General features: G+C 42.4%; 24 protein-coding genes, 12 tRNA genes and 1 rRNA gene. 31 read left to right on the top strand and 6 right to left on the bottom strand.

All coding sequences use genetic code 11. The features are described 5' to 3' along the window. Nucleotides 1-88 precede the first annotated feature (88 nt). From BMZ06_RS12015 to BMZ06_RS12000, 4 genes are all read right to left on the bottom strand, one after another. Nucleotides 89-562 carry a flavodoxin gene (locus BMZ06_RS12015; RefSeq protein ID WP_089752262.1) on the bottom strand — a complete coding sequence of 158 codons (474 nt, stop codon included), beginning with the start codon at nt 560-562 and terminating at the stop codon, nt 89-91. After that, nucleotides 559-945, bottom strand: coding sequence for a hypothetical protein (locus tag BMZ06_RS12010; protein WP_089752261.1), 387 nt, complete (start codon nt 943-945; stop codon nt 559-561). The genes BMZ06_RS12015 and BMZ06_RS12010 overlap by 4 nt, the downstream gene beginning before the upstream one ends. 174 nt (nt 946-1,119) lie before the next feature. Beyond that, a complete protein-coding gene (locus tag BMZ06_RS12005) occupies nt 1,120-1,977 on the bottom strand; it encodes a DegV family protein (RefSeq protein ID WP_089752260.1) in 858 nt (285 codons plus the stop codon). Nucleotides 1,978-2,044: 67 nt separating this feature from the next. Then, nucleotides 2,045-2,959 carry a DMT family transporter gene (locus BMZ06_RS12000; RefSeq protein ID WP_089752259.1) on the bottom strand — a complete coding sequence of 305 codons (915 nt, stop codon included), beginning with the start codon at nt 2,957-2,959 and terminating at the stop codon, nt 2,045-2,047. Nucleotides 2,960-3,190: 231 nt separating this feature from the next. On the opposite strand from BMZ06_RS12000, the gene cshA reads away from it, so the two are divergent. Together cshA and BMZ06_RS20740 are read left to right on the top strand one after the other, a co-directional pair. Next, nucleotides 3,191-4,666, top strand: coding sequence for a degradosome RNA helicase CshA (cshA, locus tag BMZ06_RS11995; RefSeq protein ID WP_089752258.1), 1,476 nt, complete (start codon nt 3,191-3,193; stop codon nt 4,664-4,666). A gap of 218 nt (nt 4,667-4,884) precedes the next feature. Next, complete coding sequence (locus tag BMZ06_RS20740) at nt 4,885-5,031, top strand: hypothetical protein (RefSeq protein ID WP_175477880.1); 147 nt, start codon at nt 4,885-4,887, stop codon at nt 5,029-5,031. Between the two features lie 139 nt (nt 5,032-5,170). Here the strand turns inward: BMZ06_RS20740 and BMZ06_RS11990 are convergent, their stop codons facing one another. Beyond that, on the bottom strand, nt 5,171-5,941 hold the full coding sequence (locus BMZ06_RS11990; RefSeq protein WP_089752257.1) for a rhomboid family intramembrane serine protease: 771 nt from the start codon (nt 5,939-5,941) through the stop codon (nt 5,171-5,173). Between the two features lie 128 nt (nt 5,942-6,069). Between BMZ06_RS11990 and acpS the strand changes: the two genes are divergently transcribed. The 15 genes from acpS (at nt 6,070) to BMZ06_RS11915 (ending at nt 18,619) form a co-directional block, all read left to right on the top strand. Beyond that, nucleotides 6,070-6,426: a holo-ACP synthase gene (gene acpS / locus BMZ06_RS11985; protein WP_089752256.1), complete on the top strand. Its 357-nt coding sequence runs from the start codon at nt 6,070-6,072 to the stop codon at nt 6,424-6,426. 71 nt (nt 6,427-6,497) lie between these two features. Further along, complete coding sequence (locus tag BMZ06_RS11980; protein ID WP_089752255.1) at nt 6,498-8,027, top strand: NAD(P)H-hydrate dehydratase; 1,530 nt, start codon at nt 6,498-6,500, stop codon at nt 8,025-8,027. 42 nt (nt 8,028-8,069) lie between these two features. Beyond that, nucleotides 8,070-9,089, top strand: a complete 1,020-nt coding sequence (locus BMZ06_RS11975) for a LolA family protein (protein ID WP_089752254.1) — start codon at nt 8,070-8,072, stop codon at nt 9,087-9,089. Between the two features lie 123 nt (nt 9,090-9,212). Continuing rightward, nucleotides 9,213-10,370 carry an alanine racemase gene (alr, locus tag BMZ06_RS11970; RefSeq protein ID WP_089752253.1) on the top strand — a complete coding sequence of 386 codons (1,158 nt, stop codon included), beginning with the start codon at nt 9,213-9,215 and terminating at the stop codon, nt 10,368-10,370. Between the two features lie 162 nt (nt 10,371-10,532). After that, the gene (locus BMZ06_RS11965; RefSeq protein ID WP_014641674.1) at nt 10,533-10,814 is read left to right on the top strand and encodes a CopG family ribbon-helix-helix protein; all 282 of its coding nucleotides are present in this window, start codon (nt 10,533-10,535) and stop codon (nt 10,812-10,814) included. A 5-nt stretch (nt 10,815-10,819) separates the two neighbouring features. Continuing rightward, nucleotides 10,820-11,170: a type II toxin-antitoxin system PemK/MazF family toxin gene (locus BMZ06_RS11960; protein ID WP_014641675.1), complete on the top strand. Its 351-nt coding sequence runs from the start codon at nt 10,820-10,822 to the stop codon at nt 11,168-11,170. A 257-nt stretch (nt 11,171-11,427) separates the two neighbouring features. After that, nucleotides 11,428-12,297 carry an RsbT co-antagonist protein RsbRA gene (locus tag BMZ06_RS11955; protein WP_089752252.1) on the top strand — a complete coding sequence of 290 codons (870 nt, stop codon included), beginning with the start codon at nt 11,428-11,430 and terminating at the stop codon, nt 12,295-12,297. 5 nt (nt 12,298-12,302) lie between these two features. Further along, a complete protein-coding gene (locus BMZ06_RS11950; RefSeq protein ID WP_014641677.1) occupies nt 12,303-12,659 on the top strand; it encodes an STAS domain-containing protein in 357 nt (118 codons plus the stop codon). 3 nt (nt 12,660-12,662) lie between these two features. Next, nucleotides 12,663-13,064: an anti-sigma regulatory factor gene (locus BMZ06_RS11945; RefSeq protein ID WP_089752251.1), complete on the top strand. Its 402-nt coding sequence runs from the start codon at nt 12,663-12,665 to the stop codon at nt 13,062-13,064. Between the two features lie 14 nt (nt 13,065-13,078). Next, nucleotides 13,079-14,089 carry a PP2C family protein-serine/threonine phosphatase gene (locus tag BMZ06_RS11940; protein WP_089752250.1) on the top strand — a complete coding sequence of 337 codons (1,011 nt, stop codon included), beginning with the start codon at nt 13,079-13,081 and terminating at the stop codon, nt 14,087-14,089. Between the two features lie 64 nt (nt 14,090-14,153). Next, nucleotides 14,154-14,486, top strand: coding sequence for an STAS domain-containing protein (locus BMZ06_RS11935; protein ID WP_014641680.1), 333 nt, complete (start codon nt 14,154-14,156; stop codon nt 14,484-14,486). After that, nucleotides 14,486-14,962: an anti-sigma B factor RsbW gene (rsbW, locus tag BMZ06_RS11930; RefSeq protein ID WP_014641681.1), complete on the top strand. Its 477-nt coding sequence runs from the start codon at nt 14,486-14,488 to the stop codon at nt 14,960-14,962. The genes BMZ06_RS11935 and rsbW overlap by 1 nt, the downstream gene beginning before the upstream one ends. Continuing rightward, the gene (gene sigB, locus BMZ06_RS11925) at nt 14,934-15,713 is read left to right on the top strand and encodes an RNA polymerase sigma factor SigB (RefSeq protein WP_014641682.1); all 780 of its coding nucleotides are present in this window, start codon (nt 14,934-14,936) and stop codon (nt 15,711-15,713) included. Before rsbW ends, sigB begins: the two co-directional genes overlap by 29 nt. Next, entirely contained in the window at nt 15,713-16,309 is a 597-nt protein-coding gene (locus BMZ06_RS11920; protein WP_089752249.1) for a PP2C family serine/threonine-protein phosphatase, read from the top strand. Before sigB ends, BMZ06_RS11920 begins: the two co-directional genes overlap by 1 nt. 168 nt (nt 16,310-16,477) lie before the next feature. Beyond that, the gene (locus tag BMZ06_RS11915) at nt 16,478-18,619 is read left to right on the top strand and encodes a Tex family protein (protein ID WP_175477883.1); all 2,142 of its coding nucleotides are present in this window, start codon (nt 16,478-16,480) and stop codon (nt 18,617-18,619) included. A 47-nt stretch (nt 18,620-18,666) separates the two neighbouring features. Here the strand turns inward: BMZ06_RS11915 and cmpA are convergent, their stop codons facing one another. Continuing rightward, nucleotides 18,667-18,777, bottom strand: a complete 111-nt coding sequence (gene cmpA, locus BMZ06_RS11910; RefSeq protein ID WP_087946026.1) for a cortex morphogenetic protein CmpA — start codon at nt 18,775-18,777, stop codon at nt 18,667-18,669. A gap of 76 nt (nt 18,778-18,853) precedes the next feature. Here cmpA and BMZ06_RS11905 point away from each other — a divergent pair, with 76 nt between their 5' ends. The 14 genes from BMZ06_RS11905 to BMZ06_RS11840 all read left to right on the top strand — a co-directional run. Then, nucleotides 18,854-19,309: a SprT family protein gene (locus tag BMZ06_RS11905; RefSeq protein ID WP_089752248.1), complete on the top strand. Its 456-nt coding sequence runs from the start codon at nt 18,854-18,856 to the stop codon at nt 19,307-19,309. A gap of 197 nt (nt 19,310-19,506) precedes the next feature. Beyond that, nucleotides 19,507-19,581, top strand: a tRNA-Asn gene (locus tag BMZ06_RS11900). Nucleotides 19,582-19,585: 4 nt separating this feature from the next. Further along, nucleotides 19,586-19,676: transfer RNA gene (locus tag BMZ06_RS11895), tRNA-Ser, on the top strand. Between the two features lie 16 nt (nt 19,677-19,692). Then, a tRNA-Glu gene (locus BMZ06_RS11890) sits at nt 19,693-19,764 on the top strand. 14 nt (nt 19,765-19,778) lie between these two features. After that, nucleotides 19,779-19,855: transfer RNA gene (locus tag BMZ06_RS11885), tRNA-Asp, on the top strand. Nucleotides 19,856-19,865: 10 nt separating this feature from the next. Beyond that, nucleotides 19,866-19,940: transfer RNA gene (locus tag BMZ06_RS11880), tRNA-Gln, on the top strand. Between the two features lie 254 nt (nt 19,941-20,194). Beyond that, nucleotides 20,195-20,270: transfer RNA gene (locus BMZ06_RS11875), tRNA-Lys, on the top strand. Nucleotides 20,271-20,279: 9 nt separating this feature from the next. Further along, nucleotides 20,280-20,361, top strand: a tRNA-Leu gene (locus BMZ06_RS11870). 43 nt (nt 20,362-20,404) lie between these two features. Beyond that, nucleotides 20,405-20,488 (top strand) — tRNA-Leu (locus BMZ06_RS11865). A gap of 74 nt (nt 20,489-20,562) precedes the next feature. Next, nucleotides 20,563-20,639, top strand: a tRNA-Arg gene (locus BMZ06_RS11860). Nucleotides 20,640-20,644: 5 nt separating this feature from the next. Further along, a tRNA-Pro gene (locus tag BMZ06_RS11855) sits at nt 20,645-20,721 on the top strand. Nucleotides 20,722-20,754: 33 nt separating this feature from the next. Further along, nucleotides 20,755-20,828 (top strand) — tRNA-Gly (locus tag BMZ06_RS11850). Between the two features lie 17 nt (nt 20,829-20,845). Beyond that, nucleotides 20,846-20,922 (top strand) — tRNA-Ile (locus tag BMZ06_RS11845). Between the two features lie 119 nt (nt 20,923-21,041). Continuing rightward, nucleotides 21,042-21,264 (top strand): 16S ribosomal RNA (locus BMZ06_RS11840); the annotation flags it as partial.

Genomic DNA, 21,264 nt, shown 5'->3' with positions numbered 1-21,264 from the left:
GGGCTGGGCTTTTTATGTTTATTATATTTGCTAAGCTATTGATATGCATCATAAATGGGAAGTGCGGCAGGCCCTTAAAGGATCTCATTCAACAGGTTGAATAGGGAAATGGGTGTTTTGTAAGAAAAGATGCAAATTCTGCTGCAAAGGTTTCGCATCTTGATAAATCCTCATCACCCTCAGGGTAGTGTTCAATTTTAAGAGAAGGGGAAACGATTACCGCCCCTGATTCCTGACACGCACTCTCCAGCTTGTTAACAGCTTCGCAGAAATGAGGGTAAATGGAGTCGCCTGAACCAAAAACAGCTATAGGGACGCCGATTAAGTCCGCTTCTGTTACATCTTCATAAAATTCTTCCACCTCATATGGAAGATCCCCGTCGTTCCAAGTATAGGAACCAAGTAATACTCCGGAATAATTCTTAAACTCATGAGGATCTATCTCGTCAATTTCGTCTAGTGTTACATGAAAACCGTAGTTTTCCAGATGAGCTTTAAGCACGTCCGCTATTTCTTCTGTATTCCCAGACATACTTGCAAATCCTATCATGAGAGAATTCATAAGGAAACAACCTTCTGCTTTTCATCGGATCCATTCATTAGTTGGTTCCAGTAACTCAACTGAGTGGAATGATATTGAAAAAGCTCCGCATCGCGTCTATCCAGGGACTGATCAACTTTTAGTTGATGATAGTTAATAGAAAGCGCGATATCCGAGTACATATACAAATTATTCAAGTAATACTTCTCTAAATAAGCGGAAGGAATAAAGAATGGGGGGTGCGTGTCCGTGTGTAAAGAAACGAGCCAGCCTATTGATTCTACGTAGTGATGATCATCGCCTATATAAATAAACTCTCCTTTCTTAAAATGAAGACATTTATGGGGATTGCTGGGACCTCTATGATAAGTGAAATCTCGTGTAACAATAAGACAATCTTTCATGTTTATGCCCCTTTATTAGAAGATGATTAAATTATAATTGAAAATGATTATCATTGTCAACGGAGTATCTGCTTTTTGAATATAGTTATAGGGAAGTTCATGAACTCAAGTTTCATTCTTAAATTCCAATAAAAAAACTGCGGGGCAGGTGCTCCGCAGTTTTGGGTTAATCTATTAATCTCTGAAGAAAGCAATAACTAGTCCACCTTCGCCTGCATAAGTCGAGATGAGAGGACCCGTTTCCATAAACAAACTGTCTTTAGGATTATAACGTTCTTTTATATCCTCGAGAACTTTTCGGCCTCTTGCTTCATCATTACAATGGGATAATGCAATCACTCTGTCTTCTAAGTCATGGGCATACTCACCAATCTGGTCAACGAAGCGGCGGATGGATTTCTTGTTTCCTCGAACCTTTTCCGTGACTTCTACGGCTCCTTCATCATCACTGGCTTTCATAAGAAGTTTAATGTTCAACGTCTTGGCGATCGTACCTTTCATTCGATCGAGACGCCCGCCTTTTATAACATTTTCGAGCGTTTTTAGAATAAATAACGTAGTGGTTTTTTCGATACGTTCTTCCATATGAGATACCAGGGCTTCAAAATCCAGACCTTCTTCGATTTTGGTGTTGGCTTCATGTACGAGCAGGGCGATGCCGCAGGAAGCGGTTCTTGTGTTCAACACGGCTATTTTACGTTCCGGGTCTTCCTCAAGAAGCATGTCCATCCCCATTACAGCACTTTCGTACGTACTGCTCAGTCCTTGTGTAAGGGCGAGAACCAGAATAGGAGTGTCACGATCTACTTCTTTATATTTTTCGTAAAAGTCATTCGGACTTGGAGAAGAAGATCTTGGCAATTCTTCTGATTGTTTTAGTTTTTTATAAAAAGTAGGCAGATCAATTGTCTCACCTGTTTTATACTGTTCCTCGCCGAAATGAATATTCAAGGGTACATTTTTGATGGAATGTTGATCGTTCATGGAAGCGGGAAGGTCTCCCCCTCCATCAATCAAAAGTTGTATGGTCAATCTCTTCACCTGCTCTCAAATAATGGTACATCTTTACTTTTCTATCATTATAACAGACATCTTTTGATTACTGTTTTTGGTGGGCATGCGTAATTTTGGGTTTAACTTTTTTCGTAGTACTGAAAATAAACATCATCAGACCAAAGAGTACAATAGAACCGCCAAGCCACTGGGACCATGTAACAGGTTCGCTCAATAGCCAGTAAGCAAGAATAGCTGCACCAATCGGTTCCAGTAAAACGGCCATTGAAATCGTTGAGGTGCTGATCCAGCGCAGCGTCCAATTAAACAAGGAATGACCGAAGAAAGTCGGGATTATAGCCAGTGCAAGGAAGATTAGCCATTGAGAGCCGTTGTAACCGGTGAATGATTGATTTAAAATAAGGTTGTAGAGCAGTAAAGTGACAGAAGCTGAGCCGTAGGCAAGAAAGGTATAAGTCATAAGCGAAAGGCGCTTTCTCAAGTTCTGACCCAGCAGGAAGTAGCCAGTGACCATTAATGCTCCGAGCAGGGCCATGACGTCTCCGACGAGAGCCCAGCCGCTAATTTGAAAATCGCCCCAGCTTATAATGACACTTCCTGTGATTGTAATGACCAGGCTTAAAACCGCACCGATTGTGAAACGCTCTTTAAAGAAAATGAAAGTTCCGATAAAAGCAAAAATGGGCTGCAGCGAAACGAGAACGACCGAACTTGCAACGGAAGTGTAAGACAGGGACTGAAACCATAAGATAAAGTGAAACGCTAAAAACACTCCGGATAAACCAGCCATGATCCAATCTTTTTGATTAATTTGTTTGATTTCATCAAAATGTTTCCATAATACATAAGGGGACATAATAAACACAGCCAGCGACAATCGGTAAAAAGCAACAATCGATGCTGGAGCATCACCAGCCAATTTAACAAAAATCGCTGCTGTAGATATGGATAGTACCCCTATGAATAAAATTATATATGGATGAATTGGAGGCTTATTCATTAAACCCCTCCTCTGGTAAACAACAGTTGTGCACTCATTTTATCATTCTTCGGATTGAAAAGCATAGGAGAAATGTGTAGAATTAACTGTGTTATGTATGTTATGATGAATGAATCTATTAGGCAGACACCAGAGGAGCCTCTCCCGATTTCTGTGGCGGAAGGCTTTTTTTACATGTTTATAGGCATATAAGTTATATATGATTTTATATAAAAAAGGAGTATGAAATAAGTGACAACATTTAATTCACTAGGCTTATCAAACCCAATTCTAAAATCTTTAGATGATATGGGCTTTGAAGAAACCACACCGATTCAAGAACAAACAATACCTCTAGGGCTGGAAGGCAAAGACGTGATCGGTCAAGCTCAGACAGGTACAGGTAAAACAGCAGCATTCGGTATTCCGATGCTTGAGAAAATTGACAAGCAGGTCAAATCCGTTCAGGGATTAATCGTAGCTCCAACTCGTGAACTGGCTATCCAGGTCGCAGAAGAGATGAACCGTCTTGGTAAAGTCAAAGGGGTTCGCGCACTACCTATTTATGGTGGGTCGAACATGGAACGCCAAATCCGGTCTCTTAAGACAAATCAGATTGTCGTAGCTACACCGGGACGTTTGCTTGACCATATTCGCCGTAAAACTATAAAGCTTCAAAATGTACACACGGCTGTACTGGATGAAGCAGATGAAATGCTGAACATGGGCTTCATCGAGGATATTCGTGACATCCTAAAAGCTCTTCCTGAAGAGCGTCAGACGCTGCTTTTCTCAGCTACGATGCCTAAGGAAATTCGTGATATCGCGACAACCTTAATGAATAACCCTGAAGAAGTAAAAGTTAAATCAAAAGAAATGACCGTTGAAAATATCGAGCAATACTTTGTGGAGATCCCTGAGAAACACAAATTTGACACATTGACTCGTTTGCTTGATATTCACGACCCTGCTCTTGCTATTGTATTCGGTCGTACGAAGCGCCGTGTAGATGAGGTAGCGGACGGTTTACAAGCGCGTGGATTCAGCGCAGAAGGAATCCACGGAGACCTGACTCAAGGTAAACGTATGTCTACGTTGAACAAGTTCAAGCGTGGACGTATTGAAATTCTGGTAGCTACAGACGTAGCCGCTCGTGGTCTGGATATTTCTGAAGTATCACACGTATATAACTTTGATATCCCTCAAGATCCTGAAAGCTATGTTCACCGCATTGGACGTACCGGCCGTGCTGGACGTAAAGGTGAGTCTATTTCTTTCGTAACACCACGTGAGAAAGACCAGCTTAATTTGATTGAAAAGCTTACGAAGAAAAAAGTGGAGCGTCTTAAAGTTCCTTCTTCTGAAGAAGCTTCCCGCGGCCAGCAAAAAGTAGCGGTTGATAAGCTTATCGAATCTCTTGGTTCTAACGACCTTAAGAATTACAAGCATTCAGCCAACGAATTGCTGGAGCAGTATGATTCTTCCGATATCATAGCGGCAGCTCTTAAGATGATGACGAAAGAACGCAGCGAAGTACCTGTAAGCTTGACTTCCGTACAGCCGATCAGCGTGAAAAACGCTCAGCGCAGTAAAGGCGGCAAGAAGAGCTATGGTAAAGGCGGAAACCGCAATTACAACTCGAAGAATAAATCCCGCAACCGTAACTTCAACGGAAAAGGCGGCAAGCGTGGTTACCAGAACAAAGGACGTAACTCAAACGCTAAATAAATCATAAAGAAAAAAGGTCAGACCCGCTGAGGTCTGGCCTTTTTTTGTTGGAAAACTCATTTCAGCCTCCGTTGTAGATTGGCACAGTTAGGTTATTCCGCTAACAGGCAGTATAGTGGGAGAGTTCGTTTCGAGATATTGTGTTGAAAAAAGGGGCTCCAGGTAACGGCTCGCTTTCCGCGGCCCTGCACGACGCAGGGCCATAGGAAAGTGTTCAAATGTGGAAACACCCTGAAAGACACGACCAGCATAAGCCGACTATCAAAAGGATTGCGGTTTTCCGATCCGTTGATGAGCGGCTTATGTCGAGTGTCTGGGTGATGGAACAAGACGAGTTATTTCCCCACCAGTCCTCTTCCACATAGAGTAACGGACCCAATTTGTCTCGAAATGAATCTTCAAGTAATGGGAGCTTATCTGGAACAAACAACTAGATAAATGAGCTTAGTAAAAAAGCCTCTCCTTAGCCAGGAGAGGCTTTTTGATTAAGAAAACGCCCACCTTTTATAGTACTCGGCTGAACAGGGCTACTGCTACAAGAAAAATAATCACAAACCAGAATGCGTAACCTCCGTATTTCTTCCAAGGGAACCGCCGCTTCTTCCAGCGGTTAGGATTAAAAGAAATATCTCCGCTTGATTGGGTTGAAGTACGGGTGCGCTGCTGCCAAATCGAAAATGGTCTCGCATTTCGGAGAATGGTTGGAGCGATGGCAAACCCTCCAATCAATCCAAATAAATGGCCGAGTACATTGATGTTAGGTCGTGTAAATGTCATGAACAAACCTAATATAAAAATAACCATGACGATCTGTGAGTTGGCCTGATCGATTAGGTGCTTGCGGAAAAGCACCATAAAGACGTAGACGCCAAAAATTCCAAAGATGGCACCGGAAGCGCCTAAATGCTGGTAATACGCGTCTGGATTTACAATGAAAGTCCCAAGATTCCCCGCGATCCCTGCGAACAAATACATAAACATAAATTTAAACTTACCAAGAATCTGTTCAAGAGCCGGGCCAAATAAAACAAGTGAAAAGGAATTAAATAATGCATGAGCGAATCCAGCGTGCAGAAAAATTGGGGTGACAAGCCGCCAATACTCTCCTTCCAGGATTAATACGTTAACTCCGATTCCAAAGCGGAGGAGGTCCAGTGCGAATCCAAATTGGAGAAAGTCGATTAATATCCACAACAAGAGATGAATACCAACGAGTGTGGAAACAATGGGGTAGAATTTGAGAAATTCTTTGAAACTTTCTGTTCTGACAAACATAGGGGCTATTCTCCTTTTAGTTGCGTTCCTACTATCATACTATGACGGGCTGGGAATCTCATATCCATTTTTATCGGCATGAAATTCGGGTATACTGTTACTACTTCAGTTGAAAAGGAAGATCTTATGTGATCAGAGGTATTGGAATTGACATTATTGAAATGGATCGTATTAAACAAAGTATAAAGCGAAAGCCTCGACTTATTCAAAGAATTTTAACGGAGCGAGAGTATCAGCGTTTTAAAGATTTGAATGAACGGCGGCAGACCGAATATGCAGCCGGACGATTTGCCGCTAAAGAAGCTCTTGCTAAATCCTTGGGGACAGGTATTGGTTCTTTAAGTTTTCAGCATATTGAAGTTTTATCTGATGGCAAAGGAGCCCCGTCTATGAAGGTCCAAGGTTTTGAAAATCTGCACATATGGTTGTCGATCAGCCACAGCACTACGCACGCTGTTGCTCAAGTTGTGTTAGAAGAGAGGTAAGAGTGGTAATAGATCTGACATATTTACATAGTTTGTCTCATAACATTGTAATGCGGGTAGGAGGGAACCTTTTGGATATTGTAACCGCACAAGAAATGTACGAAAGGGATCAGGTGGCCATTGAGTCCACCGGGATTGATGGAAAGATGTTAATGGAGAGTGCCGGTCGTGCGGCAGCTGATGATTTGGAGCATAGAATTAAGCGTAAAGATCAGATTATTGTGCTCATAGGAGCCGGAAATAATGGCGGAGACGGTTTCGTCATTGCGCGGACGCTTTTGAACAGAGGCTACAAGGTGCAAGCCTGGCAGGTCGTTCCTGATAAAAAAATCTCAGGGGACGCAGAAACCCATCGGAATATTTTCGAAAACTCAGGGTTTGAGCTGAAGAAATTTTCCCGTATGGAAGAATTCCTGCCTTCCCTATACCAGGCAGACGTGATTATTGATGCGATGCTTGGGATTGGTGTAGAAGGACGTCTGAGGTCCCCTTTAGCCGAAATTGTTGAAAAAGCAAATGAGCATAAAGCGCTTAGATTAGCGATTGATCTTCCGACAGGTCTTCCAGCCGGAGAAGGTGTAGACGATTTTGTTGCATTCAATGCCGACTACACGACCATTATCGCGGCTCCGAAAGTCAGTGTTTTTCTGCAGCACACCAGCCCTTATTACGGAGAGTGGAGCGTCGTAGAAATTGGACTTCCTGTAAAAAAGCTTCCGGAAGTTAAGCGGTATTTATGGAGTGTGGAAGACGTTAGGCAGACTTTGCCTAAACGAGTAAGTCATTCTCATAAAGGCAGTCATGGGAAAGGTGTAATGGCAGGAGGCTCCTATTTTATGCCGGGATCTATTGCTATGGCAGCAAGAGCGGCGTTAAGAAGTGGGACGGGTCTGCTTACCATTGCAACAGCTGAAAGTATTATTCCTTCCGTTACTTCTTATGTCCAGGAAGCAACTTTTTCAGGCTTGGCAGAGAAAGAAGGAATGATCACCGGACAAGCGATCCCTGAATTATCAAAGTATGACGGGGCTGCGATTGGTATGGGGCTTGGACGACATGAAGAAGCTGCGGGACTAGTGTTGCATATGCTTCAAGAATGTAAAGGTCCTTTATTGATTGATGCAGATGGTCTTTATGTGCTAAAACCTGTGCTTAACGCTTTAAAAAACAGGAGCCAGCCTACGGTCTTAACCCCTCATCCTGGAGAATTTGCTTACATTGCGGGGTTATCTATTCAAGAAATCCTGCAATCACCTTTTCGAATAAGTCGGGAATTCGCTTCTGATTACGGAGTGTATCTCGTCCTGAAAGGGCCTTACACCATTATTACTGCTCCAGATGGCGAACAGCGGGTCGATATGACCGGTAACGCCGGTCTTGCGAAAGGCGGAAGTGGAGACGTTCTGTCTGGGATTCTATTTGGAATGATGCTTCAGTCAGAAAATATTCTCGACGCCTTAAGCAATGGCTGTGTCATTCATGGTTCGACCGCTGATTTATTGATTCAGGAGGAACATTCGAAGACTGATCTGCTCGCTTCGGATTTGGTTGAAGGTTTATCCCGTACCTTTCGTACATTTTCTGCGTCATCCAAAGCATAACGTTCCCTTTGTCCTTCAGTAGAGACAAAGGAGTTGAGTCTTATGCAAAGACGTTTTCTCATCATATTGTTCACCATGTTGGTTCTTGGAGCGTTAACCGCTTGTGGCTCGCAATCAAAAGAAGATGTTATGAAGAAACTTGAAAAACAATCGGAAGAAATGGCTGGATATAAGACAGAAGCCAATATGAAAATGCGTACAGGGGAAGAGGAACAGAAATATCATATTCAAGTCTGGCATAAGAAGGATGATTTCTATCGCGTAAAGCTTGAAAATGATCAGGATGAAAAAGGAAGCCAGATCATTTTGAAAAACGATAGCGGCGTGTATGTATTAACCCCGGCTTTAAATAAGAGTTTCAAATTCCAGAGTGAGTGGCCGCAAAATACAAGTCAGCCTTACCTGTACGCTTCTTTACTGAAAGACATTCAGGCCGATGGAGATGCGGAGTTCAGTGCTACAGAAAATCATTTTAAATTTAAGACCAAAACAAACTATCAGAACAATAAGACATTACCTTACCAGGAAATCTATTTCGATAAAAAATCATACCAGCCTGTGATGGTCAAAGTTTTTGATCAGGATATGAATGCTTTGGTAGAAGTGCAGTTTGCTAATTTCGCAAAAGATGAATCCTTGAAGAAAGAAGATTTCGATGTAGATAAGAATATGGCTATGGCTCCTTCTGAAGTACCAGTAGCAAGTATGGAAGGAACCGAAATGGAAGAAGTTCTTTATCCTCAGGAAACTTATGGGGCAGATCTTGCTGAAGAGCAGGAAGTTAAGACAGAGGACGGCAAGCGGGTTATTATGACATATGGCGGAGATAAGAGTTTTACTCTTATTCAAGAAAAAGCAGAGGTTCAGCCGGCAAGCGCCCAGTATTCTGTGCAGGTGAACGGAGAGCCTGTACAACTGGCTGATGGTGTTATTGGAGCCATGGAAAATAATCGTCTCGAGTGGAGCCAGAATGGTACAACGTATCAGCTGGCAAGTAATGATTTAACGCAAGCTGAAATGGTTTCAGTGGCAAGCTCCATTAATAGTACAGCAGTGAAATAAACATGGAAGGAGCAGGCTTAACGGTCTGCTTTTATTTTTACTTGAAGCTGTAGTAACGCCATTGACAGGGGGACCCTCACGTTCAATAATAGAAAGATATGGAACGAAAGAGGAGGGGACCCCGTGGCAATAGAAACTTTTTATCGAGATTCCTGGGCGGAAGTGGACCTGTCCAAGGTTGATTGTAATATCCGGCAGTTACAGGGGCGCCTTCATGCCGGAACTGAAATCTATGCGGTTGTAAAAGCCAATGCGTATGGACATGGGGATATCCAGGTTGCAAGGCAAGCATTGAAGTCAGGGGCGAAAGCTCTTGCTGTTTCCCTTTTAGATGAAGCCATACGTCTTCGGGAAGCAGGAATAGAAGCGCCTATATTAGTAATGGGATGGACTCGACCGGAAGACGCTGTAACAGCTTCAAAATACAGGGTTTCGGTAACCGTTTTTCAAAAGGAATGGATGGAAAAAGTACAATTGTTTCATTTTGAAGAGCCGCTGAAGCTGCATATGAAGTGGGATACAGGAATGGGCAGAATCGGAATTCGCACGATTAAGGAAATGGATGAAATTCTCACACATTTCCGAAATAACCCGACTTTCGAATTAGAAGCGGTGTTTACTCATTTCGCGACAGCAGATGAAGAGGAAACGGGATATTTTGAAGAACAGGAGCGGCGGTTTGAGTATTTATATTCCCATTTTGAAAGGGTTTGGCAAGAAAACGTCGAAATCCATACGGGGAATAGTGCGGCCAGTATGAGATTCCCGGATCGAATGAAGCATTTTGTCCGGTTTGGGATTAGTATGTATGGCTTATATCCGTCAGATGTGGTGAAAGAAGAGCGTCCTATCGCTTTAGAACCTGCCTTTTCCTTACACAGCCGTTTAATTCATGTGAAAAAATTGGATGCAGGTGAGGCAGTCAGTTATGGAGCAACGTATCATACCCGAAAAGAAGAATGGATCGGTACTATTCCTCTTGGTTATGCTGACGGATGGATACGGAAATTACAGGGGATGGAAGTGCTGGTAGACGGCAAACGTCACCCGATCGTCGGAAGGATCTGTATGGATCAATTTATGATTCGTCTTGATCAGGAATATCCTTTGGGCACAAAGGTTACCTTAATTGGTAAACAGGAGGCTCACGAGATTACCACGGATGAAGTGGCGGATTATCTTGAAACCATCAATTATGAAATACCCTGTATGATCAGCTACAGGGTTCCGAGAGTGTTTTTTGAAAACGGCCATATGGTGGAAGTAGATAATCCTCTATAAAAAACGGGTCCAGGTGTGAGACAATCCTCCATATGTTTGGATGTAACACAGCACATTTCACGAAAAAATTCCAACATGCCTTTGCAATAGACACTCCCCTTTGATAAGATTAGAGTGGAATTATTGACTGGTTTTCTTTCTGAGAGAAGATGGTGGAGGTGTATGGTTTTGTCCGATAGCATGCAGGAGATTGTCATCCGGATTCCGGATAACCTACTCAATGAAGTGGACGGCTTTATTCAACTCGAAAATAGTGATCGGAGCGATTTCATGTGTCAAGCAACTAAAATGTATTTGCGTGAGAAGAAACAGCGTCATGTCAGGGAATCCATGCGAAGAGGCTACATGGAAATGGCGAAAATTAATTTAAACATCGCTTCAGAAATGTTTCAAGCTGAAGAGGAGGCAGAACACACCCTGGAGCAATTAGTGGGCGGGGTGTGAAGCCAGTGATAGTCAAACGAGGAGACGTTTATTTCGCTGATTTGTCCCCGGTAGTGGGATCAGAGCAAGGCGGGGTTCGTCCTGTACTCATCCTTCAAAATGATATCGGTAATCGTTTTAGCCCTACAGTTATCGTAGCTGCAATTACAGCGCAAATACAAAAAGCCAAACTTCCCACACACGTAGAAATCAATGCAGAAAAATATGGGTTCGAACGAAATTCTGTGATCCTATTGGAACAAATCAGAACGATTGATAAACAGCGTTTGACCGACAAGATTACTCAACTGGACGACGCAATGATGCTGGAAGTCAACAAAGCGTTGCAGATCAGCCTTGGATTAATTGATTTCTGATTAAAACAGAGCATAAGGAAAAGAACGATAATTTTTTTCCTTAGATAAAGTTACCTGCGTGAGGTAGCTTTATTTTTTTTATTGTGTAGTTTATAATAGAAACATGATAAACAATTCTTGTAACTTATTATTTTAGCATTCATTTCTACAACGTATTAGTATGATGTTACCTTGATTTTTGGTAACATTATATCTGAATATTATTAGAGCGTGTCCTAATGATTACTGAATAGGGTTCCGAGGCGGAGGTTTAGATAATGGACGAGAAATTAAAGAATGTCGTGTTAGAACATAGCGACGATATTGTAAAAATGTGGCTGGAGGAAATTGATACTCACAAGAAGAATGATTATACATCGACAATTTCTGAAGAAATGTTCGAGAGTACAAACCGTGAATTTGTGAATGTCATTTTTTCCAGTATTGAAAAGAAGGGCCTCTCTTCAGATTTAGATGATTTTTCGGAACGATTAATTAACCTGGGGTGGCCGCTTAGCTATCTTACAGATGGAATGCAGGTGTTCAGGCGTGTTGTAACGGGATATATTTTACAGCAGTCCGAAAAAATCGATTCGGATTATTTTTCGAAGGTGTTAAGAGAAGTTGATGACTGGGTGGATCCGATTATCAACCGTTTAGTAAATGAATATTCCGGCAGCTGGGAACACATTGTATCCCTGCAACGGGTAGCTCTGCAGGAACTGTCAGCCCCGTTGATACCCGTCATGGAAAACATCACGATTATGCCGCTTATAGGAACGATTGATACGGAACGTGCGAAGCAGATTATGGAGAACCTTCTAGATGGAGTTATTAAACACAATGCTGAGGTTGTTTTAATTGATATTACGGGAGTACCTGTCGTTGATACAATGGTAGCCCATCATATTATTCAAGCTGCAGAAGCTGTCCGTTTAATTGGCTCCCAGTGTATCTTAGTGGGTATACGTCCTGAAATTGCTCAAACGATTGTGAATCTAGGAATTGATCTCGGGAAATTCCCGACAAAAAGTTCACTTCGTAAAGGGTTCCAAACAGCACTCGAATTAACGAATCGCCGCATAGAAGAAACACAGAATAATGATAAAGATATTGAAAGATTAATCGATTCGCTAGACAGGGAGTGAACAAATTGAGAATTCCTATATTAAAATTACACAACTATTTACTGATCTCCATTCAAATCGATTTGGATGATCAAACAGCTATACAATTTCAAGAAGATCTATTAAGTAAAATTCATGAAAGCGGTGCTTCCGGTGTCGTCATCGATTTAACTTCCGTTGACATCATTGATTCATTCATCGCGAAAGTCCTAGGAGATGTGGTCACGATGTCCGATTTAATGGGTGCCAAAGTGGTGCTTACGGGTATTCAGCCAGCTGTGGCTATGACTCTGATTGATTTAGGGATACACTTGCAAGATGTCCCTACTGCTTTAGATTTAGAACAAGGATTGATTAAACTTCGTCAGGAACTGGAGGAGTAGCCCATGGACTTCCAATCCTGTGTGAATATAAAAAAGGAGTGGGACATTGTAGGGGCACGTCAACTTGGTCGGGACATTGCCAGAAAAATTGGATTTGGCACAGTCGATCAGGCGCGGATTGCCACTGCTATATCAGAGTTAGCAAGAAATATTTATTTGTATGCTGGAACAGGTAAAGTCTGCTTTGAAGCTCTTGAAGATATGAATCAAAAAGGAATCAGGATTCTGGCGATAGACAGTGGTCCTGGTATTAAAGAGCTCAGTCAGGTGATGGAAGACGGTTTTTCTACTTCTGGCGGGCTCGGTGCAGGACTTCCGGGTGTGAAACGTCTAATGGACGATTTCGATATTACATCCGAAGAAGGAAAAGGGACTGAAATTACAGTCATTAAATGGCTCCGTTAAAGGAGGATTAGACGATGAGTACACTGAAGCTTGATCTGGAAAATTATAAAGAACTTCTGCAAGAATATATCAAAACACAAGATGAACAAGCTCTGTATCAGGCAGAGCAGTTCAGCAAGCAATCTATGCAGCAAAACATTTCACCTGAAGAAATTATAAATGTTCACATTCAATCCCTACAGGAACTATACCCGGAAATGCCCGATTACATTCAGGCATCGATGAATTTTCTTTTAGAAACTATGATTTCTTACGGACTGGCTTACCAAGAACATCAATCGCTGCGTGAAAAACAGCTGGAGCTTAAATCCGAAATTTCTGTAGCCGCTAATATGCAAAAAACCCTATTGTCTACTGTTAAGCCGGATTTGGAAGAGGTAGACATCGGAGCTTTAAGTGTACCTGCTAAACAGATGAATGGGGATTACCACCATTTTGTTCAAGACGGCAAAGGTTCTCTTGGAATAGCTGTAGCAGATGTTATTGGAAAAGGTGTACCTGCAGCTTTGTGTATGTCTATGATCAAATATTCAATGGATAGCTATCCGGAAATGCGTATGGATCCAAGCGTGATTCTGGGGAGTTTGAATCGCGTCGTTGAACGAAATGTGGATGCGAGTATGTTCATTACGATGTTTTATGGACTCTATAATTCTAATACACACACATTCTCTTATTCTTCTGCTGGTCATGAGCCTGGTTTTTATTACTATAGCGACCGGGATGAATTTGAGGAAATTGATGTACCGGGACTTGTTCTAGGGGTATCCTCAGAAACAAGCTACACTCAGTACCAGAAGAAAGTTGAAAAAGGTGACATGATTATCCTCCTGACAGATGGAGTGACTGAATGCAGGCAGGGAGACCGTTTTATTGAACAGGAAGAAATTCTGCACGTTATCAAGCAATATTCCCATTTGCCCGCGCAGGAAACGGTAGAGAATGTTTACAAGCACTTTGAACGTCTTCAGGATTTTCATCTGCGTGATGATTTCACCCTGATCATTTTAAAAAGAAATGTTTAGTCCTCAAATGAAACGGGTATTTACCGTTAGTGGACTTTTACAGGAATATTAGGAGGACTTTTAGATGAACCTAACGATAGATGTTACGAATAAAGAAAATATCGCTTATGTTGTACTTTCGGGAGAGGTGGATGCATTTACGGCACCTAAGCTAAAAGATGCTCTATTGCCCTTAACGAAAGAAGAAGGTCAGACTGTGGAAGTTGATCTGCAGAATGTGAATTACATGGATTCTACAGGTCTCGGTGTCTTTATAAGTGCTTTAAAATCTACAAAAGAGCACAATACTGATTTGAAGTTGGTACAAATGCAGGAGCGTGTGTACCGTTTGTTTAAAATTACCGGTCTTACAGAGATTATGAATATAGATTCTACAGTACAAGGTGGAATGCAATAATGGAACCATTTGATTTTGTTGAAATAAAGGTCCCGGCCAAAGCGGAGTATATCGGCGTGGTACGTTTAAGCATTTCTGGTATTGCCAATCGCATGGGTTTTACTTATGAAGATATTGAAGATTTAAAGGTAGCCATATCTGAAGCCATTACGAATGCTGTTAAACACGGCTATAATGAAACGGGTGAAGGAGAAATCACCATCGGTTTTGGTGTTTATGATGACCGTCTTGAAGTAATGGTTGCAGACCACGGCGGCAGCTTTAACCTTGGAGATATTAAGCAGGATATCGGTCCTTACAAACAAGATGACAATATTGAAGAGCTCCGTGAGGGTGGTTTCGGATTGTTCTTGATCGACGCACTTATGGATAAAGTTGAAATTAATAGTAAATATGGAGTGATTGTACTAATGACAAAATATCTCCATGAAGCTGAGGTGGGTCAGAATGGCGACCAGATCTCAACATCACAATGATGAAGTATATGAATGGATAGAGCATTTACAGGAACATCCTACTGATGAAGCGGTGCAGGAGAAGATTGTTCTTGTCTATAAAGACCTTGTGGAATCCATTGCACGCAAGTATTCAAAGAACAGTACCATTCATGAAGACCTGGTCCAGGTTGGAATGCTGGGTCTTTTAGCGGCGATTCGTCGGTATGATCCTTCTTTTGGGAAGTCTTTTGAATCATTTGCCATCCCTACGATCATCGGAGAAATTAAGCGATTTATCCGTGACAAAACGTGGAGTGTACATGTTCCCCGTCGGATTAAAGAGCTAGGCCCTAAAATTAAAAAAGCGGCCGAAGAACTCACCAATACTCTTCAGCGATCCCCGTCTGTGATTGAAATAGCCGACCATCTGGAAGTTTCAGAAGAAGATGTCCTGGAAACGATGGAAATGGGTAAAAGCTACAAAGCTTTATCTGTCGATCGTAAAATTGAAGCGGATTCTGATGGAAGTACGGTAACGATCCTTGACCTAATCGGCAATCAGGAAGATGGGTATTCTCAAATTGATCAGCAGATGCTTCTTGAGAAAGTCCTTCCCATTCTAAGTGAACGGGAACAGGAAATTCTTCAGTGCACTTATTTTGAGAATATGAGCCAAAAGGATACAGGAGAAAAACTAGGAATTTCCCAGATGCACGTTTCTCGCCTTCAACGACGAGCTCTTCGCAAATTAAGGGAAGCCTTGCAAGCTGAATCGGTAGAGGCCTTTTAGTGGAAGAGCAGTACAAGCGTGTCCGTCTATCGATTTATCAAAAAGCCAAAAAAGGCAACTACTATTGCGGAGATAGTTACTTTTATAAAGAAACTGAAGATGCTTTCATATGTGCTTTAGCTGATGGATTGGGCAGCGGAGAAATGGCTCATGAATCTTCTAAAGCCGTTATGAATGTCATTGAAGAACACACGGATTTAACTATTGAAGCCCTGGTTCGTAAATGCAATGAAGTGTTAGTAGGTAAACGAGGAGTCGTTCTTGGCATACTTAGAATAGACTTTACTGCTAAAACATATTCATACTCTTCCATTGGAAATATTGGAGTCATTATCATTGAACCAGATGGCAGAAGACATCGGAATATTCCATTGGCCGGTTATTTAGCTGGGTTTTCTCGTAAGTTAAGAGTATCCAGAGGAGAGATCAGCAAAGGTATGATCTTTATGCTTTTTTCAGATGGGGTGAATGACCGCCGATTAACATCTAAGTATATCTCCACAAATAATGTGAACGATATTACTGAGCAATATAAAGAACTTTATGGAGAAGCCAGAGAAGATGATACCACTTTAATTGCCATGGAGTATGTATAAAAGGCCTTATTCTTATTAAAAAGAATAAGGCCTTTTTTCAATCGTATAAAGAGGTGAAGAATGGTCTCGCGTTCTTCTGACGGACCATCCAAGAATTTGATACAATACAGAGTAGATGTTTGTGAAGGAGGACTTTTTTTGAGTGAAATAGAGCAGAATCCTGAGTTGATGAGCATGGTAGCTCAACAGATCAGTATCAAGGAATCATCGGTTAAGCAAGTTATAGAGTTACTGAATGAAGGAAATACTGTGCCTTTCATTGCCCGCTATAGAAAAGAATTGACGGGTGGATTAGATGAAGTACAAATTAAATCAATAGAAGATCAGTGGAGTTATGTAAAAAATCTGAACCAAAGAAAAGAAGAAGTCATTCGGTTAATCGATGAGCAGGGTAAATTAACTGAAGAATTGCGTAAAGAGATTCAGCAAGCGACTCAGCTTCAAAAAGTTGAGGACCTATATCGCCCTTATAAGCAGAAGCGAAGAACAAGAGCGACGATTGCAAAGGAAAAAGGTTTGGAACCTCTTGCTCTGCGAGTGTGGGAGCAACAAGACATGGACTTCTCTAAAGAAGCGCCGTCCTATTTCTCTGAAGAGCACGAAATTGAAAGTGAAGAAGAGGTAGAGGCGGGTGTGAATGATATTATTGCCGAATGGATTTCGGATGATCCAGCCTACCGGGACCAAATAAGGAAACAGACCTTTCAAAAAGGAACGATACAATCATCTGATAAAAACGCAGATAAGGATGAAAAAAATATATTCGAAATGTACTACGAATATCAGGAGCCTGTAAGGTCGATCGTTTCCCACCGTATACTAGCGTTAAATCGTGGGGAGAAGGAAGGCGTGTTAAAAGTAGGAGTGCAGCCTCCTGAAGAATCCATTGTTGGTTACATAGAGAGAAGGGTGATCAAGGATTCTACTTCAGGCAAACTCCGGGAAATTTTGATCGGAGCCATTCAGGATAGTTATAAGCGCTTAATTCAACCCTCCATTGAAAGAGAAATTAGGAACTCACTCTCTGAAAGCGCCGAAGAGCAGGCGATTGAAGTGTTTTCCAGTAACCTGCGAAGTTTGTTGCTGCAGCCACCGCTAAAAGGGAAAGTTGTATTAGGGGTAGACCCAGCCTACCGTACCGGGTGCAAATTGGCGGTTATTGATGAAACCGGGAAAGTACTTGATATTGCCGTTATTTATCCAACAGCACCCAGAAATGATACAGCCGGGGCAGAGAAAAAAATATTGTCGTTTATGAAGAAATATCCGATTGAACTCATGGCGATTGGTAATGGCACGGCTTCCAGAGAAACAGAACAATTCATTGCGGATATGATTCAAAAACATAACCTGGATGCTTCTTATATGATCGTGAACGAAGCAGGGGCCAGTGTGTACTCTGCTTCCAAGTTAGCACGTGAAGAGTTCCCTGATCTGCAAGTCGAAGAAAGAAGTGCTGTATCTATAGCCCGGAGAGTTCAGGATCCATTAGCGGAACTGGTAAAAATTGATCCGAAATCCATTGGAGTCGGTCAGTACCAGCATGATGTCACTCAGAAGAAATTAAATGAATCATTGACGTTCGTGGTAGAAACTGCAGTTAACCAGGTAGGAGTAAACGTTAATACAGCTTCTTCTTCTTTACTGCAATACGTATCAGGACTGAGTAAAGCTGTAGCTAATAATGTAGTGAAGAAGAGAGAAGAAATAGGGAAGTTTACGAAACGCTCGGAGCTTAAGGATATTCCAAGGCTTGGGGCCAAGACGTATGAACAGAGTATTGGATTTTTACGAATTCTGGATGGAAAGGAACCATTGGATCGCACCCCCATTCATCCGGAAAGTTATCGTTCAGCACGCTCCCTCTTAAAAATGGTCGGTGCTACTGTTGATTATTTAGGCAGTGCAGAGATTGCAGAGAAGCTGAAGGCAATGGATGTAAAACAAACGGCTGATGAACTGGATCTCGGCACGATGACCTTTGAGGACATTAGGAAATCACTCGTTCAGCCTGGACGTGACCCAAGGGATGACTTACCAAAACCACTTCTGAAAACGAACGTACTATCTATGGAAGATCTTGAACAAGGTATGGAGCTTGAGGGAACGATTAGAAACGTAGTGGATTTTGGAGCATTTGTAGATATAGGAGTTAAACAGGACGGGCTTGTCCATATTTCCAAGCTATCCAATAAGTTTGTTAAACACCCAATGGATGTCGTTTCTGTAGGAGATGTTGTAACGGTCTGGGTAGAGCAGGTGGATACCCAGAAACAACGAATCGCTCTTACGATGCTGCCACAATCATAAGGATTACTATAGATACCCGGGAGGAGAGTTTCCTTCTGGGTATTCTTCTATTTATAAAGATGTTGGTAATAGTACCAGCACTGGTTCAGCATTTTAATTTGATATTTATCTTTGTTGGCGAAAGCTCTCGCCATCTGATTTTTAAGCCATGCGGGCATGAATATCCACTCCTTTGTATTCATCTTTTCTGAGACTTATGATAAAGTATGCTAAAAAGCTGGGAGGTGTTCCTGTATGACTATGACAAATGAAGAATTACAACAATGGACGCAAGAAATTTCACTTGCAAATTTTCAAAAGCCTTACGTTGATAATGTCGAATTCAACCCAAGACTTCGAACGACAGGAGGACGGTATATTCCTTCCAAAAGAGTGATCGAACTAAACCCTAAGTATCTTGAAGAATTGGGAGAGGAAGAATTTAAAGGCATCATTAAACATGAGCTTTGTCATTATCATTTGCATATCGAGGGTAAAGGATACAAGCATGGAGACCGTGAGTTTAAAGAACTTCTGAAAACCACTAATTCTCCAAGGTTCTGTAAGGCCTTGCCATCTCAAAAGCAGAAGCAGGCAGAGTTACATTATTATATGTGTACTTCATGTGGTGAGGAATACGCGAGAAAGAGAAGAGTAAATACGAAAAGATATGGCTGCGGGAAATGCAGGGGAAAACTTAAAAAGAAGTGAAAAATCCATTGACGGATTATTAAGTGCATGTTAAATTAAATAAGCCTTAACAAAACAACCCCCAAAACAATTTAAAGAAATAATTTTTTTGTGGAAAAGGGTTTGACATTATCAGCTGAATATTATATTATATAAAACGTCGCTGATAACGAACTTGTTCTTAAGACAAGCAAGCGAATTGCTTAAGTTTTCATTATTCCAACGTAGCTCAGTGGTAGAGCAATCGGCTGTTAACCGATCGGTCGTAGGTTCGAATCCTACCGTTGGAGCCATTACGGAGAAGTACTCAAGTGGCTGAAGAGGCGCCCCTGCTAAGGGTGTAGGTCGCGCAAGCGGCGCGAGGGTTCAAATCCCTCCTTCTCCGCCATTACTTATTTTGTATTGGCCCGTTGGTCAAGTGGTTAAGACACCGCCCTTTCACGGCGGTAACACGGGTTCGAATCCCGTACGGGTCACTTTTTAATACATAGGTCCGGTAGTTCAGTTGGTTAGAATGCCTGCCTGTCACGCAGGAGGTCGCGGGTTCGAGTCCCGTCCGGACCGCCACTTTAATGTTTGGGCCATAGCCAAGCGGTAAGGCAACGGTTTTTGGTACCGTCATGCGCTGGTTCGAATCCAGCTGGCCCAGCCATTTTCTTTTGAAAAATGAGTTGACAAAATGCAACGGACGTTATATGATAGTCCTTGTGCTTTTAAAGAAACCTCCTTGATTTTTCATTAGAAGCTAGATTGATAACATTACGAGCCATTAGCTCAGTTGGTAGAGCAAGCCAACTACTTGAATAGCCATCTTCGCAGGCTTGCGAGGAGTGAAACTTCTTCGAGTGAACTTGCAACACGACGAGCATCTTTCGAACTCATAATGAGATCTTAATTAACATTTGCGAGCCATTAGCTCAGTTGGTAGAGCATCTGACTTTTAATCAGAGGGTCGAAGGTTCGAATCCTTCATGGCTCACCATTTATTAACGCGGGTGTGGTGGAATTGGCAGACACGCTAGATTTAGGATCTAGTGCTTCACGGCGTGGGGGTTCAAGTCCCTCCACCCGCACTTTCCAATCACCATGATCAGCAGCGAATTGTCTTTACAACTTGCGGTCGTGGCGGAATCGGCAGACGCGCTAGGTTGAGGGCCTAGTGGGGGCAACCCCGTGGAGGTTCAAGTCCTCTCGGCCGCACTAAGTTTTTTCAAAAAAACTCTTGCGTTAAACCGAAATGCATGTTACATTAATAGATGTCGCTTTTTTGATAAGCGCCCGTAGCTCAATTGGATAGAGCGTCTGACTACGGATCAGAAGGTTAGGGGTTCGACTCCTCTCGGGCGCGCCATTATACGGGAAGTAGCTCAGCTTGGTAGAGCACTTGGTTTGGGACCAAGGGGTCGCAGGTTCGAATCCTGTCTTCCCGACCATCGAGCAACTCATAGATTTACTAATTGTATAATGCGGGTGTAGTTTAGTGGTAAAACCTCAGCCTTCCAAGCTGATGATGAGGGTTCGATTCCCTTCACCCGCTCCATTAATTCTTTAACATTGGGGCCTGTAGCTCAGTTGGTTAGAGCGCACGCCTGATAAGCGTGAGGTCGGTGGTTCAAGTCCACTCAGGCCCACCATGAACACTTTTGATCTTTGAAAACTGAACGAACCAACCAGTACGTCAAGATATTCTTTCATTATAGAAGGAATTCAAACAAGCACATTCGGTGTGCAAAGAGCTAAATCAATCTCAACTTTTATGGAGAGTTTGATCCTGGCTCAGGACGAACGCTGGCGGCGTGCCTAATACATGCAAGTCGAGCGCGGGAAGCAAGCGGATCCCCTTCGGGGGTGAAGCTTGTGGAACGAGCGGCGGACGGGTGAGTAACACGTGGGCAACCTGCCTGTAAGACCGGAATAACCCCGGGAAACCGGGGCTAATGCCGGGTAACACCTACCTTCACCTGAAGGAAGGTTAA

Source organism: Halobacillus alkaliphilus, assembly GCF_900113125.1.
Taxonomy (GTDB): Bacteria; Bacillota; Bacilli; order Bacillales; family Halobacillaceae; genus Halobacillus; species Halobacillus alkaliphilus.
The sequence above is the reverse complement of the archived record's forward strand: the minus strand, read 5'-3'. Positions and strand labels throughout refer to the sequence as shown.

Coding starts and splice junctions, on each gene's coding strand:
- BMZ06_RS11955 (WP_089752252.1), top strand. CDS start 11,428: ATGGACGAGAAATTAAAGAATGTCGTGTTAGAACATAGCGACGATATT.
- cmpA (WP_087946026.1), bottom strand. CDS start 18,777: ATGCCCGCATGGCTTAAAAATCAGATGGCGAGAGCTTTCGCCAACAAA.
- BMZ06_RS11915 (WP_175477883.1), top strand. CDS start 16,478: ATGAGCATGGTAGCTCAACAGATCAGTATCAAGGAATCATCGGTTAAG.
- BMZ06_RS12015 (WP_089752262.1), bottom strand. CDS start 562: ATGAATTCTCTCATGATAGGATTTGCAAGTATGTCTGGGAATACAGAA.
- BMZ06_RS11935 (WP_014641680.1), top strand. CDS start 14,154: ATGAACCTAACGATAGATGTTACGAATAAAGAAAATATCGCTTATGTT.
- BMZ06_RS11905 (WP_089752248.1), top strand. CDS start 18,854: ATGACTATGACAAATGAAGAATTACAACAATGGACGCAAGAAATTTCA.
- BMZ06_RS11940 (WP_089752250.1), top strand. CDS start 13,079: ATGAGTACACTGAAGCTTGATCTGGAAAATTATAAAGAACTTCTGCAA.
- BMZ06_RS11975 (WP_089752254.1), top strand. CDS start 8,070: ATGCAAAGACGTTTTCTCATCATATTGTTCACCATGTTGGTTCTTGGA.
- BMZ06_RS11945 (WP_089752251.1), top strand. CDS start 12,663: ATGGACTTCCAATCCTGTGTGAATATAAAAAAGGAGTGGGACATTGTA.
- BMZ06_RS11990 (WP_089752257.1), bottom strand. CDS start 5,941: ATGTTTGTCAGAACAGAAAGTTTCAAAGAATTTCTCAAATTCTACCCC.
- BMZ06_RS20740 (WP_175477880.1), top strand. CDS start 4,885: ATGTGGAAACACCCTGAAAGACACGACCAGCATAAGCCGACTATCAAA.
- BMZ06_RS12000 (WP_089752259.1), bottom strand. CDS start 2,959: ATGAATAAGCCTCCAATTCATCCATATATAATTTTATTCATAGGGGTA.
- sigB (WP_014641682.1), top strand. CDS start 14,934: ATGGCGACCAGATCTCAACATCACAATGATGAAGTATATGAATGGATA.
- rsbW (WP_014641681.1), top strand. CDS start 14,486: ATGGAACCATTTGATTTTGTTGAAATAAAGGTCCCGGCCAAAGCGGAG.
- BMZ06_RS11965 (WP_014641674.1), top strand. CDS start 10,533: ATGGTTTTGTCCGATAGCATGCAGGAGATTGTCATCCGGATTCCGGAT.
- BMZ06_RS12010 (WP_089752261.1), bottom strand. CDS start 945: ATGAAAGATTGTCTTATTGTTACACGAGATTTCACTTATCATAGAGGT.